Annotated in this window: 15 protein-coding genes; 11 read left to right on the top strand and 4 right to left on the bottom strand. The window is 52.3% G+C overall.

All coding sequences use genetic code 11. From position 1 onward, the window contains the following. Positions 1–348: 348 nt before the first annotated feature. Positions 349–1,197 carry a 3-mercaptopyruvate sulfurtransferase gene (gene sseA / locus JJB97_RS12050; protein WP_238714249.1) on the bottom strand — a complete coding sequence of 283 codons (849 nt, stop codon included), beginning with the start codon at positions 1,195–1,197 and terminating at the stop codon, positions 349–351. 274 nt (positions 1,198–1,471) lie between these two features. On the opposite strand from sseA, the gene ndk reads away from it, so the two are divergent. From ndk to JJB97_RS12005, 9 genes are all read left to right on the top strand, one after another. Next, on the top strand, positions 1,472–1,903 hold the full coding sequence (gene ndk, locus JJB97_RS12045; RefSeq protein ID WP_238714248.1) for a nucleoside-diphosphate kinase: 432 nt from the start codon (positions 1,472–1,474) through the stop codon (positions 1,901–1,903). A gap of 168 nt (positions 1,904–2,071) precedes the next feature. Further along, positions 2,072–3,238, top strand: coding sequence for a bifunctional tRNA (adenosine(37)-C2)-methyltransferase TrmG/ribosomal RNA large subunit methyltransferase RlmN (locus JJB97_RS12040; protein ID WP_238714246.1), 1,167 nt, complete (start codon positions 2,072–2,074; stop codon positions 3,236–3,238). Positions 3,239–3,638: 400 nt separating this feature from the next. After that, positions 3,639–4,646 carry a cytoskeleton protein RodZ gene (rodZ, locus tag JJB97_RS12035; RefSeq protein ID WP_238714245.1) on the top strand — a complete coding sequence of 336 codons (1,008 nt, stop codon included), beginning with the start codon at positions 3,639–3,641 and terminating at the stop codon, positions 4,644–4,646. Positions 4,647–4,680: 34 nt separating this feature from the next. Then, a complete protein-coding gene (gene ispG, locus JJB97_RS12030) occupies positions 4,681–5,799 on the top strand; it encodes a flavodoxin-dependent (E)-4-hydroxy-3-methylbut-2-enyl-diphosphate synthase (protein WP_238714243.1) in 1,119 nt (372 codons plus the stop codon). Positions 5,800–5,914: 115 nt separating this feature from the next. Next, positions 5,915–7,189: a histidine--tRNA ligase gene (gene hisS / locus JJB97_RS12025; protein WP_238714242.1), complete on the top strand. Its 1,275-nt coding sequence runs from the start codon at positions 5,915–5,917 to the stop codon at positions 7,187–7,189. Positions 7,190–7,224: 35 nt separating this feature from the next. After that, a complete protein-coding gene (locus JJB97_RS12020; RefSeq protein ID WP_238714241.1) occupies positions 7,225–7,845 on the top strand; it encodes a YfgM family protein in 621 nt (206 codons plus the stop codon). Between the two features lie 10 nt (positions 7,846–7,855). Beyond that, positions 7,856–9,037: an outer membrane protein assembly factor BamB gene (gene bamB / locus JJB97_RS12015; protein ID WP_238714240.1), complete on the top strand. Its 1,182-nt coding sequence runs from the start codon at positions 7,856–7,858 to the stop codon at positions 9,035–9,037. Positions 9,038–9,154: 117 nt separating this feature from the next. Next, positions 9,155–10,633 carry a ribosome biogenesis GTPase Der gene (der, locus tag JJB97_RS12010; RefSeq protein WP_238714239.1) on the top strand — a complete coding sequence of 493 codons (1,479 nt, stop codon included), beginning with the start codon at positions 9,155–9,157 and terminating at the stop codon, positions 10,631–10,633. Positions 10,634–10,983: 350 nt separating this feature from the next. Continuing rightward, positions 10,984–11,232 carry a hypothetical protein gene (locus JJB97_RS12005; protein WP_238714238.1) on the top strand — a complete coding sequence of 83 codons (249 nt, stop codon included), beginning with the start codon at positions 10,984–10,986 and terminating at the stop codon, positions 11,230–11,232. A gap of 193 nt (positions 11,233–11,425) precedes the next feature. Here JJB97_RS12005 and ycaC read toward each other — a convergent pair whose 3' ends face one another. Further along, positions 11,426–12,058 (bottom strand): isochorismate family cysteine hydrolase YcaC, encoded by a 633-nt coding sequence (gene ycaC / locus JJB97_RS12000; RefSeq protein ID WP_238714286.1) that lies wholly within the window; start codon positions 12,056–12,058, stop codon positions 11,426–11,428. A gap of 547 nt (positions 12,059–12,605) precedes the next feature. On the opposite strand from ycaC, the gene JJB97_RS11995 reads away from it, so the two are divergent. Continuing rightward, entirely contained in the window at positions 12,606–13,031 is a 426-nt protein-coding gene (locus JJB97_RS11995) for a DUF1090 family protein (RefSeq protein WP_238714237.1), read from the top strand. 507 nt (positions 13,032–13,538) lie between these two features. Next, the gene (locus JJB97_RS11990) at positions 13,539–13,757 is read left to right on the top strand and encodes a zinc ribbon domain-containing protein (RefSeq protein WP_238714236.1); all 219 of its coding nucleotides are present in this window, start codon (positions 13,539–13,541) and stop codon (positions 13,755–13,757) included. A 261-nt stretch (positions 13,758–14,018) separates the two neighbouring features. On the opposite strand, the gene JJB97_RS11985 is transcribed toward JJB97_RS11990, so the two are convergent. Both JJB97_RS11985 and JJB97_RS11980 read right to left on the bottom strand, forming a co-directional pair. Next, positions 14,019–14,675 (bottom strand): pentapeptide repeat-containing protein, encoded by a 657-nt coding sequence (locus tag JJB97_RS11985; protein ID WP_238714235.1) that lies wholly within the window; start codon positions 14,673–14,675, stop codon positions 14,019–14,021. Then, positions 14,672–14,971: DUF2169 domain-containing protein (locus JJB97_RS11980; protein ID WP_238714234.1), on the bottom strand; the 300-nt coding region annotated here is incomplete at its 5' end. The genes JJB97_RS11985 and JJB97_RS11980, both read right to left, overlap by 4 nt.

The following is a 14,971-nucleotide window of genomic DNA, read 5'->3' as shown; positions in this document are numbered from 1 at the left end:
GCAAAAGAAGTAGCGTACCGTTTCACTGAATAACGGGGACACGGCGACCGGCCAGCAGAGCATTTGAACGTGAGGGCTTGCTTTGCCGGGTGAAAGCGAACCTGAAACTCAATAAACTAACAATGAAAAAAGCCAGCACGCCACTGACGCAAAAACGGCTGGATGCGTTAAATACTTTACCTGATACGCCCGCGCATATGGGCGGGTAAGAGGCGGAAAAACGCTGCGCCTGGCCTGGCAAGGTTAGCTAACTACCATTTTCGTTGCCAATCTTAGCCCAGACCTTAGCCCAGTGGGAATCCCTTTGCAGGGGCGTTAATATACGCTGGCCGTCGCGGCCCCGGAAAATTAATTTCCTGCGGGCTCAACCGGCAAATCAATGCGGGCGCCCCATTCGCTCCAGGAGCCGTCATATAACTTGACGTCCGTTACGCCAAGGGTATGCAGCGCCAGCGCCACAACTGCGGCGGTGACGCCGGAGCCGCAGCTAACGATAATCGGTTGCTGCAGATCGACATTATTTTTCTGAAAAATAGCGCGTAACGTATCGCTATCTTTGAGTTGCCCCTGTTCCACCAGCTCGCCCCAGGGCACGTTTCGCGCGCCGGGAATATGGCCGCGGCGCAGGCCCGGACGCGGCTCGTCTGCCTGTGCGTTAAAGCGCGGCGCCGGGCGGGCATCAACCAACTGTGCGCCGCCTTCGTGGCTTATCAATAAAATGTCCGTCAGGCGCTTTATCGCGCTGGTATCAAATTTAACTTCAAATTCGCCTTCTGGCAGGGTGACATCACCGGGGATGAGTGGACGCAGCGCTGCCTTCCAGCCCGCCAGCCCACCGGCGAGGATAGAAATGTTTTGTACGCCAAAGGTTTTTAGCATCCACCAGGCGCGCGGCGCGCAGAACAGATCGCCTTCGTCATAAACCACCAGATGCCTGTCGCTGCATACGCCAAGTTCACGCATGGCGACGGCGAAGGCTTCAGGCCGCGGCATCATATGCGCCAGCGTGGTGTTACGATCGGAAAGGGCTTCAATATCGAAGTAAACCGCGCCAGGCAGATGGCCTGAGCGGTATTCGCCGGGCACATCGCGATGTTCCTGGCCTGGAGGCGCCATGCGTGCATCGAGGATCTGGATTTCAGGATCGTTAAGATGCTCTGCGAGCCATTCGCCTGTCACAAATAAAGAAGGGATCATATTTGCCTCCGCGTTGTTATATCGCCGGGGGATTGTGGATGTTTTTTATGTCCGTCACAAGCCGATGTTAACTGCGTTGCGAGCCAGCATGTGTAAAATTTGTTAGGATCGAGGCGCGAACCGGATTGCCGGGCATGTTGAAGAAATGCGTTTTTATTTAAAAAAATGTTACTTTCAGCCATAGTCAATGAGAGTTGCGCTCTTTATAATCCTTGCCACTTTTACCCCCAGGGTGTACTACCGGTACCACAAACACAATACAGGAAAGTGAGTTATGGCAATTGAACGTACTTTTTCCATCATCAAGCCGAACGCGGTGGCGAAAAACGTGATTGGTAATATTTTTGCGCGTTTTGAGTGCGCAGGGCTGAAAATTGTGGGAACGAAAATGCTGCACCTGAGCGTTGAGCAGGCGCGCGGATTTTATGCCGAACATGACGGCAAACCTTTTTTTGATGGCTTGGTTGCGTTTATGACATCCGGCCCGATTGTGGTTTCTGTGCTGGAAGGCGAATCCGCCGTGCGTCGCCATCGTGAAATTCTCGGTGCGACTAACCCGGAAAATGCGTTGGCCGGTACGCTACGCGCCGACTATGCCGATAGCCTGACTGAAAACGGTACTCACGGTTCTGATTCTGTTGATTCTGCCGCGCGTGAAATCGCCTTCTTCTTTGGTGAAGGCGAAGTCTGCGCGCGCACGCGCTAAGCGTCACGCAGCGGCGGCTATACTTTATTTCATCCGTAACGCTTGCGGGAATGGAATACGGGCCGCAGAATTTGTACAATGCAGCGCCTCTGGACGATGATGCCCAGAGGCGTTTCATTTTTTAACCCTCCAGGGGCCATAACGTGTAACAACGAGGCCGGAAAAATTATGTCAGAGCAAATTGTCACACCCGGCGCTACGCCGTCTACCGCCTTCAGCAAAAGCGAAAAAGTCAATCTGTTGGATCTTACTCGCCAGGATATGCGCAAATTTTTCAGCGATATGGGCGAAAAACCCTTTCGCGCCGACCAGGTTATGAAATGGATCTATCACTATTGCTGTGATGATTTTGATGACATGACCGATATCAACAAAGTTCTGCGCGCCCGCCTGAAAGAGGTGGCGGAAATTCGTGCGCCGGAAGTGGTGGAAGAGCAGCGCTCCAGCGACGGCACAATTAAATGGGCGATCCTGGTCGGCGGCCAGCGGGTGGAAACGGTATATATTCCGGAAGAAGATCGCGCCACGCTATGTGTTTCATCCCAGGTTGGCTGCGCGCTTGAGTGTAAATTTTGTTCCACGGCGCAGCAGGGTTTTAACCGCAACCTGCGCGTGTCGGAAATTATCGGCCAGGTATGGCGTGCGGCCAAAATCATCGGCGCGGCGAAAATTACCGGCCAGCGCCCCATTACCAACGTTGTTATGATGGGAATGGGTGAGCCGCTGCTCAATCTGACAAATGTTGTGCCTGCTATGGAAATCATGCTTGATGATTTCGGATTTGGCTTATCCAAACGGCGCGTGACCATTTCAACGTCGGGCGTTGTCCCTGCGCTGGATAAGCTTGGCGACATGATTGACGTGGCGCTGGCAATTTCGCTGCATGCGCCGACCGATGAAATCCGTGACGCAATCATGCCGATTAACAAGAAATATAATATTGAAACATTCCTTGCCTCGGTGCGCCGTTATCTGGAGAAATCCAACGCCAACCAGGGGCGTGTGACCGTTGAGTACGTCATGCTCGATCATATCAACGATGGTACGGAGCATGCGCATCAGCTTGCCGCGTGCCTGAAAGATACGCCGTGCAAAATTAACCTCATTCCCTGGAACCCGTTCCCTGGCGCGCCCTATGGCCGCAGCTCGAACAGCCGCATCGATCGCTTTTCGAAGGTGCTGATGGAATATGGATTTACGACGATTGTGCGTAAAACGCGCGGCGATGATATCGACGCCGCCTGCGGACAACTGGCGGGCGAGGTTATCGATCGCACCCGGCGCACAATACGTAAACGCGCGCAGGGTGAACCAATTGCCGTAAAAGCAGTCTGAAAGTCAGATTGTTAAATCTGTTGGGCGTTATTACGTTCGACGCCCGGCACAAAAAAGCATCATGGCTTTCGCGCCAGCGCTGTCTTGCTTCGCAATATTGCGGCAAATGGCACAATTACGGTGCGTTTCCTGGTGCTTTAGGGCAGTATGTAGCGGTACAACAACAGTTTAGTTACGTATTCCTGTAGCTTTTTGTTCAGATAAATCAGACAGCAGATGAAATTCTGTCTATGGTTAAGGAATCTGGCCGAAGTTTGTTTTTCAGGTACGTAGTGGGCGTTCGGATGGAGCAAATGAGCTTCATGCAAAGTTTTTTTCGCGGCGCGGACATAGCGCGGAGTGCGCTTAAACAGGTCAGCGTCTGTTTATTTCATTGAAACAGTTCCAGCAGTTGTAGCGAATGAATACTGAAGCCAATCACGAACAAAATGCAGCATTAAGTACGGGTGACCGTTTACGTAGCGCCCGCGAGCAGCTTGGGCTGAGCCAACAGATGGTGGCGGAGAGACTATGCCTTAAGGTTTCTACCGTGCGCGAGATAGAAGAGGACAAAACGCCTTCCGATCTGGCTTCTACTTTCCTGCGCGGTTATATCCGCTCGTATGCCCGCCTTGTGCATATTCCTGAAGAAGAGCTGCTTCCCATAATGGAGAAGCAAATGCCGCTGAAATCGTCAAAGGTGCAGGCCGTGCAGGGTTTCGCATTGGGCAAACGTCGCAAAAAACGCGACGGTTGGCTTATGAGCTTTACCTGGCTTGTATTGTTTGTCGTTGTTGGGCTGACCGGCGCCTGGTGGTGGCAAAACCATAAGGCGCAGCAGGACGAGATAAACTCTATGGCCGATGCCGCTGACGAGAACGCGGCCGTTAATAGCGCATCGCAGCCTGTAGCGCTGGATACGCAAGAATCCGCCTCTGGCCTCGCCACGCCATCCACGGCGCAGCCAGCCGCTCCTCAGCCGGATGCGCCGCAAGTAACGGCGCAAAATAATGGTCCGGTTGATTCCGGCGGCGCTACAACGCCGATGCCGACCGATACGCAGCCGCAACCTACGGTGGCTTCGCCAGGCCAGGCTAACGTTGACGCAAGCGCGATGGCAAATGGCGCCGCTGCGAGCGGATCGCTGCCGACAGACCAGGCGGTAGCGGCGACGCAGGCGGATGCCGACGCGATTGTAATGGATTTTAATGCCGACTGCTGGCTGGAAGTGACCGATGCCACCGGCAAGAAGCTGTTTAGCGGAATGCAGCGTAAAGGGGGAGCCCTGAATCTGACAGGCCAGGCGCCGTATCGCCTGAAGATTGGCGCGCCGGCCGCCGTTCAGATTCAGTTCCAGGGCAAACCTGTCGATCTCAGTCGTTTTATCAGAACAAGCCAGGTTGCCCGCATTACGCTGGCCGCAGAATAATGCGCAGCATAAGCGGTAATCATAGAGAAGTAGCATGAATCACGAGCCACCCATTCAACGTAGAAAATCGACCCGTATCTATGTTGGCAATGTTCCCATCGGCGATGGCGCGCCCATTGCCGTACAGTCTATGACCAACACGCGCACGACCGACGTGGAGGCCACGGTTGGCCAGATTAAAGCGCTGGAACGCGCGGGTGCCGATATTGTGCGCGTTTCTGTTCCAACGATGGATGCCGCCGAGGCGTTTAAGCTTATTAAACAGCAGGTAAATGTGCCGCTGGTGGCGGATATTCATTTCGACTACCGCATTGCGCTCAGGGTGGCGGAATACGGCGTGGATTGCCTGCGTATTAACCCTGGCAATATTGGTAACGAAGAGCGCATCCGCCAGGTGGTTGACTGCGCGCGTGATAAAAATATTCCTATCCGCATCGGCGTTAACGCCGGATCGCTTGAAAAAGATATTCAGGAAAAATACGGTGAGCCAACGCCGCAGGCGCTGCTGGAATCTGCGATGCGCCACGTGGAGCATCTGGATCGGTTGAACTTCACGCAGTTTAAGGTGAGCGTTAAGGCCTCAGACGTTTTTCTCGCCGTTGAGGCCTATCGCCTGCTGGCGAAGGCCATCGATCAGCCGCTGCATCTTGGGATCACCGAAGCCGGCGGCGCGCGCAGCGGGGCGGTAAAGTCTGCCATTGGTCTGGGCCTGCTGTTGTCTGAAGGGATTGGCGATACGCTGCGCGTCTCTCTGGCGGCCGATCCGGTAGAAGAAATTAAAGTAGGGTTTGATATTCTGAAATCGTTGCGCATTCGTGCGCGCGGTATCAACTTTATTGCCTGCCCGACGTGTTCACGGCAGGAGTTTGACGTTATCGGTACCGTTAATGCGCTGGAGCAGAGGCTGGAAGATATTACGACGCCGATGGATGTTTCAATTATCGGTTGTGTGGTCAATGGCCCTGGCGAAGCGCTGGTTTCCACACTTGGCGTTACCGGCGGTAACCGTAAAAGCGGTTTCTATGAAGAAGGCGTGCGCAGAGATCGTCTCGATAACGAAGATATGATCGCGCAGCTTGAGGCAAAGATTCGCGCTAAAGCATCCATGCTGGATGAACAAAAGCGCATCAATGTTCATCAGTTGGAAAAATAAAGCAAATTGTGAAGCGGCGCGCTTCACGTGTATGATTGAACCCGCGAGACGTTCTGCAAGCCGGAGCGTGCTCATTACGGGTTCATTTTTTGTATGAGATAACAGAGAACAAGACGTGGCAAAGAACATTCAAGCCATTCGCGGCATGAACGATTACCTGCCGGCAGATACTGCGCTCTGGCAGCGTATCGAAGGCGTCCTTAAACAGGTGCTTGGCAGCTACGGCTATAGCGAAATCCGTACTCCGGTTGTAGAGCAGACCCCGTTATTCAAGCGCGCCATCGGCGAAGTGACCGACGTGGTGGAAAAAGAGATGTATACCTTCGAGGACCGCAATGGCGATAGCCTGACGCTGCGCCCTGAAGCGACCGCGAGCTGCGCGCGCGCGGGCATCGAACATGGTCTGCTGTACAATCAGGAACAGCGTCTGTGGTATATCGGGCCGATGTTCCGCCACGAGCGTCCTCAGAAAGGGCGCTATCGCCAGTTTCACCAGATCGGCGCCGAGGTTTTTGGCCTCGCCGGGCCGGATATCGATGCCGAACTAATTATGTTGACGGCACGCTGGTGGCGCGCGCTGGGTATTGACAGACACGTACGCCTGGAGCTGAACTCCATCGGCTCAACCGAAGCGCGCGCAACCTACCGTGACGCGCTGGTGGCGTACCTCGAACAGTTCAAAGAGCAGCTTGATGACGACAGCAAGCGCCGTATGTACACCAATCCTCTGCGCGTGCTGGATTCAAAAAACCCCGATGTACAGCGGTTGCTCAACAATGCCCCGCAACTGGGCGATTATCTTGACGACGCCTCCCGCGAGCATTTTGCGGGCCTGTGCGCATATCTTGACGCGGCCGGTATTGCTTATACCGTCAACCAGCGCCTTGTGCGCGGCCTCGACTACTATAATCGTACCGTCTTTGAATGGGTAACGGATAGCCTGGGCGCCCAGGGCACGGTTTGCGCAGGCGGGCGCTACGATGGGCTGGTGGAGCAAATTGGCGGGCGCGCAACGCCAGGCGTGGGTTTTGCAATGGGCCTGGAAAGACTGGTTTTGCTGGTTCAGGCAGTTAATCCGGAATTTAAAGCAAATTCCGTTGTCGATATGTATCTCATCTCCTCAGGCGTTGGCGCTCAGGCGGCGGCGATGCGCCTTGCAGAGCAAGTGCGCGATGCGTTGCCGGGCTGTAAACTGATGACAAACTTCGGCGGCGGCAATTTTAAGAAGCAATTTGCGCGCGCGGATAAGTGGGGCGCTCAACTGGCGCTTGTGCTGGGCGAAGATGAGGTCGCTGGCGACAAAGTGGTGGTAAAGGATTTGCGTACCGGAGAGCAGGTAACCGTGCTCCAGAGTGATGTGGCAACTCATCTGCAGGCATTGCTGGGTTGAGAACCGGCAGACTGAGCGTTAAGGAGTAAGACTGCATGGAAATTTACGAGAACGAAAGTGACCAGACAGAAGCGGTAAAACGTTTTTTTGCTGAAAACGGCAAAGCGCTTCTGGTTGGCGTTGTGATTGGCATTGGCGCTTTACTGGGATGGCGTTACTGGACTAACCATAAGGCGGATTCCGCCATGTTAACGTCTCAGGCATACCAGAAAGCGATGTTCGATTTGAGCGGTGATAAGCCTGCGGCCCTGGCCGAGGCTGAAAAGTTTGCCGCCGACACGCAGAACGTTTATGGCGCGCTGGCGGCGCTTAAGCTGGCGCAGCAGTATGCCGATAAAAACGCGTTGGCGAAAGCGGCGGCACAACTGCAACTGGGGCTGAAAAACACGCGTGATGCAAATTTGCAGGCCGTGATGAGCCTGCGTCTGTCGCGCATTCAGATCCAACAAAAACAGGCCGATGAGGCGCTAAAGACGCTGGATACGGTGAAAGGCGAAGGCTGGAAAGCTATTGTCGCTGATGTGCGTGGTGAAGCTCTGCTGAGTAAGGGCGACCGTAAAGGCGCGCGCGATGCGTGGAGCCAGGGGGTTGCAAGCGATGCCTCTGCGGCGCTGCGTGAAATGATGCAGATGAAAATAAATAATTTATCCAGCTAAGAGGGACCCGATGCAATTGCGTAACCTATTTATGCCAGGGCTGCTTTCTCTGACGCTGCTCAGCGGTTGCTCACTGTTCAACAGTGAAGAAGATGTGGTGCAGATGGCGCCGCTGCCGCAGGTGAACAACCAGTTCACCCCGCAGACGGCATGGAAAACCTCTGTTGGGGACGGCATTGGTGATTTTTATTCAAACCTGCACCCGGCAGCGCTGGAAGGAACGGTCTATGCAGCCGATCGCTTTGGTAAAGTCAAAGCGATGGACGGGCGTAACGGGAAAGAGATCTGGTCAGTCGATCTGTCTGAAAAAACGGGCTTTTTCTCCCGAAACCGTTCCGCGCTGCTGTCTGGCGGCGTCGCGGTTTCCGCAAGCCATCTCTATATTGGCAGTGAAAAAGCGCAGGTTTATGCTCTGAATACCGCCGATGGTACGCTTGCCTGGCAGGTACGCGTTGCCGGTGAAGTGCTCGCCAGCCCGGTCATTAGCGATGGGTTGGTGTTGATCCACACCAGCAACGGTATGCTCCAGGCGCTTTCTGAAAGCGACGGCAGCGTAAAGTGGACGGTTAATCTGGATGTATCCGCGCTGTCGCTGCGTGGGGAGTCATCACCGGCTACTGCGTTTGGCGCTGCGATTATCGGCGGTGATAACGGACGCGTAAGCGCTGTAATGATGGACCAGGGGCAGTTGATTTGGCAACAGCGAATCGCACGTACTACCGGGGCGACTGAAATCGATCGCCTGAGCGATGTTGACGCCTCCCCGGTTGTCCAGAACGGCGTCGTCTACGCGATTGCTTATAATGGCGATATGGTTGCACTGGACCTGCGTACTGGCCAGATCATGTGGAAACGCGAGCTGGGTTCGGTTAACGGCTTCATTATTGATGGCGACCGTATGTATCTGGTGGATCAGTCCGACCGCGTGCTTGCGCTTGGCACCGAAGGCGGCGTGACGCTATGGTCGCAGAATGGTCTTTTGCATCGTAATCTGACCAGGCCTGCGCTGTTTAACGGCTACCTTATTGTGGGCGACAGCGAAGGATATGTGCACTGGCTGGATACCACTAACGGTTCGTTCGTGGCGCAACAGAAGCTGGATAGCTCCGGTTTTCAGACTGAGCCGGTTCCGGCTAATGATAAGCTGTTGATACAGGCAAAAGACGGTACGCTCTACTCGCTCAGCCGCTAACGTGCGTTGAGCATCGCCCTGAAACGGTCCCTGTTATCTCAGGGGCCGTTTGTTGTTTCCTGAAACGGCGCTATTGTGCGCTGTCTGATATTCTTTTTAGTGATGAGGCTTTAAACAATGGTACCTGTCGTCGCGCTGGTCGGGCGCCCTAACGTCGGTAAATCGACGCTATTTAACCGCCTAACCCGTACCCGTGATGCGCTGGTGGCGGATTTTCCGGGGCTGACCCGCGATCGTAAGTACGGTCGGGCGGAGGTGGAAGGCCGGGAATTTATCTGTATTGATACTGGCGGTATCGATGGCACGGAAGAGGGAGTGGAGACCCGCATGGCTGAACAATCGCTGCTGGCGATTGAAGAGGCTGATGTCGTGTTATTCATGGTGGATGCCCGCGCGGGCCTGATGCCTGCCGACGAAGCCATTGCCAGACACCTGCGTTCACGTGAAAAGCCAACTTTCCTGGTGGCTAATAAAACCGATGGACTTGATGCCGACCAGGCTATTGCCGATTTCTGGCAGCTTGGCATGGGGGAGATACATGCTATCGCCGCTTCTCATGGTCGTGGCGTAACAAGCCTGCTGGAGCAGGTGTTGTTACCGTGGATGGATGAAACGTCGCCGCCAGAAGAAATTGATGAAGATGAGGCCTACTGGAAACAGTACGCTATCGATCGCGGCGAAGTGGAAGAGGTAGAAGAGGAAGAGGCGTTTAACCCGCAGGATCTGCCGATTAAAATTGCTATCGTGGGGCGTCCTAACGTCGGAAAATCTACGCTCACTAACCGTATTCTTGGCGAGGATCGCGTGGTGGTCTTTGACATGCCGGGGACGACCAGAGACAGCATTTATATTCCAATGGAGCGCGATGAGCGTGAGTACGTACTTATCGACACCGCCGGGGTGCGCAAGCGCGGTAAAGTGACCGAGGTGGTTGAAAAGTTCTCCGTTATCAAAACGCTACAGGCCATTGAAGACGCCAACGTCGTTCTGTTGGTTATTGATGCCCGTGAAGGCATATCCGATCAGGATTTATCGCTGCTGGGCTTTATCCTCAACAGCGGTCGTTCACTGGTCATTGTGGTAAATAAATGGGACGGGCTGAGCCAGGAAGTCAAGGAGCAGGTAAAAGAGACGCTTGATTTCCGCCTGGGCTTTATCGACTTTGCCCGCGTGCATTTTATCTCCGCGCTGCACGGCAGCGGCGTAGGTAATTTGTTTGAATCTGTGCTTGAAGCCTATGACAGCTCTACGCGCCGCGTGGGAACATCTATGCTAACGCGCATTATGACGATGGCCGTTGACGATCATCAGCCGCCGCTGGTGCGTGGTCGCCGCGTGAAGCTGAAGTATGCCCATGCCGGCGGATATAACCCGCCTATCGTAGTCATACACGGTAACCAGGTTAAGGACCTGCCGGACTCCTATAAGCGCTATCTGATGAACTACTTCCGTAAATCGCTTAATGTGATGGGGACGCCTATTCGTATTCAGTTTAAAGAAGGTGAAAATCCCTACGCAAATAAGCGCAATACACTTACGCCAACGCAAATGCGCAAACGCAAACGCCTGATAAAGCACATCAAGAAGAATAAATAAAGCAACGCGAAGATTTATTAAATCTTCAATCACTCTTAAGCCCGCATTATGTTCTGAGAAATTTCCGGTAACGTGCGGGTGAAAAAAGACAGGCATAGCGATTTGTGATCTACCGATGCGCTAACACATCCCAGTCGATCGCCTCTATGCCTGCTCGTCAATTATGCCGAAAAGACTTTCATGGCGTTTTATCGCCATTGCACAGATACCGACAAAATGTACTTTTTGATGCAACCGCCGCCTTAACCTGTGATATATCGCTGATTTTGACAAATCCTGGACGACCAGGGGCATGAGTCCAGGCGGCTAATACGGTAAGCTGACAAAATTCATGATGGTTGCAGGTTGCTATGTATAAAATTTATGTGATAAAACAGCGGCGCGGTGGTAGCGAGCGTGTCGCAGGCAGTCAAACCAGCACGTATTCCCCTGACATTGCAATCGCAGCATTCCGGGCGGCGTACAGCGATCCACGCTGGCAGTCACCCGAGTATTTGTTGCTGCTAACGCAAAGTCATCAACAACGCGCGGCGTTTCGTTTCGGTAGCTCGCCTGGTGAGCGTGACTACATTGCCCCTGATCAGGAGATTCTTTTATAAAACGCCTGAATCACAGCGGCGCGCCGTTTGTAGTGGCACACTGTATTTAGCCGCCTGAACAGCGGTGATCTGCTCACCTCAGAACGCACGGGCATTCATGCGCGAAACCGTTGCCATGACTGGGAGGGGGATTACAGGCCGAACGGATGAGGCAATAAGCCACCATTTTTCTGGTGGCCTGGAAAAGTCTTTATTATGATTTCGCCTCTTTTTGCGCTCGGGTAAAGCTCTGGATAAGATTAGCGTAAGGGGCAATATGCGGCCCCAGAATGCCGGCAAAGCCTTCCATATCGTTACGCCAGTCACGCTGAAGCTCTCCGGCAGCGGCAAACCAGGTAAGCACCTGCGCCCCGGCAACCCGCATTCTGTCCAGCGCTGTTTCGCGCGATATTTCATCAAAAGTGGCTGAAGCATCTGCGATAACGAATACGTCATACCCTTCAGCCAGCGCTGATAGCGTAGGGAAGGCAACGCATACTTCTGTTACCACACCGGCAATAAGTAACTGTTTTTTACCCGTGGCTTTGACAGCGTTAACAAAATCTTCATTATCCCATGCGTTAATTTGCCCGGGGCGTGCAATATAAGGCGCATCAGGAAAGCGTTCCAGTAATTCCGGTACCATCGGGCCATTAGGGCCGTTTTCAAAGCTGCTGGTTAATATAACCGGTAGTTTGAAAAATTTTGCAAGGTCCGCTAAGCCAGTTACGCGATTTTTAAACTGGTCAGGATTATAATCGCGGGTGATATTAATCAAGCCTGACTGATGGTCTATGAATAGCACTGCCGCATTATCTTTATCAAGGCGAATATAAGGTTTACTCATCATATTTCTCCACGGTGAACAAAGCGTAGAACCACGGGTAACTGAGATGGCATGCTACCCACCTGTAAAATATAGCTGCTTTGTTACTGTCTCCTGAACGTACAGGAGCCGTTTTTATATCCATTCCATTAACGCGTTGTTTAAAAAATAAATTTTCGTCAGGCAGGCCTCAGCTGCGGCAGCAATGTCACATGTAGGTAAAACGCGCCCTGCGGCGATGATGCCTGGCATTTCCGTCAACGCGGCCCCGCGCCATTTGTGAAAGTTTCCGGGCCGGCGCCATTGTCCATCCACCGGGTTTACTTATCGTAAAACACATTCAGCGCACTATTGTGACGTTGGTTGCGAGGGCTACAGGAAAAATGCCTGTTAATAAACTCTGTTGATTCAGGCAAACGTATCATGTGGAAAATAGCCGCTTTTTTCATGGACTACATAACAGATAGCCCTGGCCTACATAAAAAATAGGATGGTGGTACGTGGTAAATGTTATTTACGGTTTGTAATATTGGTTACTGAAAACAATACGTCATAAGGATATTAATTTATGAGCAGAAAAACATTATTTGTACTCCCTCTGTTACTCTGGGGTGTTAGCACCACTGGTTTTGCTGGCGAACCTACGGGCTACGATTGCCAGTCCAAGCGCCTGGAAGTGGAAAAGCGCATTGAGCAAGCCGGCGATACGATAGATGTTGGTTTGCAAACGGCGCTGAAAGAATTAACCACCCATTGCACTGACAGCGGGTTGCTGGAAAAAGCGAAGAAGAAGCTGACCAAGCTGGAACGTAAAGTTCGTGAAAAACAGGATGATATTACTGAAGCAACCAACGATCTTGCTGAAGCACAGGCTGAAGGCAAAACGCTGAAGGTGAATAAATATCAGCGCAAGATTAAAGAAAAACAGGCTGAACTGGCTGAAATTAAAGCTGAAATTGAAGAACAGCAGTCTATTGTAAAAGCGCTTCAGTAAGTCCCCTGAATTAGTATTCTCTTCCGTTCTCTGTTTAATTGAAATCAAACCCGCAGTTTGCGGGTTTGAGAATGTTAACAAACGCCAGTCTGAGCAATTTTTACCCGCTATGCCAGAAAGTTAAATAAGGCAAATCAACGCATTGAGTTTCGAAGGTTAGTGGTAAAATAAAAAATACACGTTTTGTTCACTTTGCTTTCAGAAAGAAACCCGCAGTTTGCGCTTTTTTCATGTCTTAATCACCTTCGCTTGCTGAAAAGTAAAAATAGCTTATTTACCGAACGGCGGCTCCTGCTATTCCTGACTTTATCACTATCAATCCAGTTCATTACATTTTTCCTTACAGACTTCGTTTCAGAGACAGTCTCACTCATAGAATATTGACTGAAAAGGTAACAAGCCCGAAAATGGCTGGTGAGTTTGCCTGGATGCTATCGTTTACGCTATAACGTTAGCGCTGAGTGGCATACAACGTTTACAGAAAACGCACTGACATAAGGCGACAGAATGAAAAATGTGTACTGCCCGGATTGTAACGCGGCGCTGGAATTGTGCACCGGAAGTGGGCGCTGCGCGGCCTGCCATAAAGTCTACCGGCTTGAAGCACGTTGCCCGGTCTGCCAACAACCGCTGGAAGTGCTGAAGGCCTGTGGCGCGGTGGATTATTTTTGTCGCAACGGGCACGGGCTTATCTCGAAAAAGCGCGTGGAGTTTACGCCTGTGTAGTGGGCGCTGCGTAACTTTCTCCGTGTGTTATTTGCCTGTGGAAAGAATATTAATCAATTTTTATTGCTAAATTGATATACCGGCCAGGGAATATCGCCGTCATTATAGAAATATGTTTCACTCCGTATAAGGGCAACTTAAAACAATGCGGTGTATTAATGAAGTACTAAAAACTATTATTAATCATGCGGATTTTCCTGGTATTTATTTGCGCTAAATATCCTTCTGACGCATAACTTTTTTCTTAATAAAATATGCGCGCTAACGCACGATGATTAACGGCAATAAGTCGCGAGCAGGAGAATTAACCGATTTTGGGCTTTTTAATGGTCGTGCTACGTCAGTAGAGGGTGTCTGTGGACGGTGTCTGGAATATATAAAATTAATGTTCATTAAGGGCGCGCCAGAGCAGAACATTAGCGTAGCGTTCGCAAAGCGCGCCTGTTCGGCCTGGGTTTCTACCCAGAAGCTGCTTACCCGCGAGGGGTGGGTAAAAACAGCGTTTTTAAGGGTTGACTTCAGGAAGGTGATTTTATGTAGCGTCGCCTGTGAGAAATACAGCTCCGGGAGCGTTCGTTCCATAAAAAATCCGCTGTCCAGCCGGGCGCGGTGAAAGCGGCAGCGGCTTATCCAGGTTTTGTAAAATAACAAATTTTCAAAGCTTGCTTCGTTGAATTCGCCGTTAACAAACAGCGTTTTCTGTAACTGGGTTTCCTTAAGCTGGCCGGTGCTAAAGTCGCTGTAGCAACGCTGAGCCAACGACAGGCTGGCACCAGTAAAATCGCACTCGTGCAGCGTCGTATGATGCACGAGTGCGCCTGCCACGGCGGCAACGCACCCTGCTACACCGGTTTTTTCGGATGCATATTCCAGATGCGCCAGGCCGCCTGCGGGGGTAGCGCGTTGCGATCGTTTCACCACTGGACCGGGGAGGCGGCATTGAAAAGTCGCCAGTCGGTATCCCGGGCAAAGCCCGGGAAAACGTGCTGAAACCCGCTATCGTCATACTGCTTGCCCGCGCGTTTAAGCCGGCGCGGCCAGGTGAAATCCAGCGCGCTGAAGCTTGCTGGTTCAGGCTTTTGCCGGGGTGAGATGATGCGCGTATGCGCAGCTTCGATATTGGGGAGCGGGTGTACTTTTAGACCGCTGCGCTCAATAACTTCAGCGCCCAGCCCATGCGCTGAGGAATCCCCAGTAATGGGCGGGTAAAAAAG

Origin of the sequence: Tenebrionibacter intestinalis (assembly GCF_016632365.1) — a bacterium.
GTDB lineage: Bacteria > Pseudomonadota > Gammaproteobacteria > Enterobacterales > Enterobacteriaceae > Tenebrionibacter > Tenebrionibacter intestinalis.
Note: the sequence above shows the minus strand (reverse complement) of the source record. Positions and strands in the feature narration are given on the sequence as shown.

What these genes read in the sequence shown, in the direction of transcription:
- sseA (WP_238714249.1), bottom strand. Translation starts at nt 1,197, where the DNA reads ATGATCCCTTCTTTATTTGTGACAGGCGAATGGCTCGCAGAGCATCTT.
- ndk (WP_238714248.1), top strand. Translation starts at nt 1,472, where the DNA reads ATGGCAATTGAACGTACTTTTTCCATCATCAAGCCGAACGCGGTGGCG.
- JJB97_RS12040 (WP_238714246.1), top strand. Translation starts at nt 2,072, where the DNA reads ATGTCAGAGCAAATTGTCACACCCGGCGCTACGCCGTCTACCGCCTTC.
- rodZ (WP_238714245.1), top strand. Translation starts at nt 3,639, where the DNA reads ATGAATACTGAAGCCAATCACGAACAAAATGCAGCATTAAGTACGGGT.
- ispG (WP_238714243.1), top strand. Translation starts at nt 4,681, where the DNA reads ATGAATCACGAGCCACCCATTCAACGTAGAAAATCGACCCGTATCTAT.
- JJB97_RS12020 (WP_238714241.1), top strand. Translation starts at nt 7,225, where the DNA reads ATGGAAATTTACGAGAACGAAAGTGACCAGACAGAAGCGGTAAAACGT.
- bamB (WP_238714240.1), top strand. Translation starts at nt 7,856, where the DNA reads ATGCAATTGCGTAACCTATTTATGCCAGGGCTGCTTTCTCTGACGCTG.
- der (WP_238714239.1), top strand. Translation starts at nt 9,155, where the DNA reads ATGGTACCTGTCGTCGCGCTGGTCGGGCGCCCTAACGTCGGTAAATCG.
- JJB97_RS12005 (WP_238714238.1), top strand. Translation starts at nt 10,984, where the DNA reads ATGTATAAAATTTATGTGATAAAACAGCGGCGCGGTGGTAGCGAGCGT.
- ycaC (WP_238714286.1), bottom strand. Translation starts at nt 12,058, where the DNA reads ATGAGTAAACCTTATATTCGCCTTGATAAAGATAATGCGGCAGTGCTA.
- JJB97_RS11995 (WP_238714237.1), top strand. Translation starts at nt 12,606, where the DNA reads ATGAGCAGAAAAACATTATTTGTACTCCCTCTGTTACTCTGGGGTGTT.
- JJB97_RS11990 (WP_238714236.1), top strand. Translation starts at nt 13,539, where the DNA reads ATGAAAAATGTGTACTGCCCGGATTGTAACGCGGCGCTGGAATTGTGC.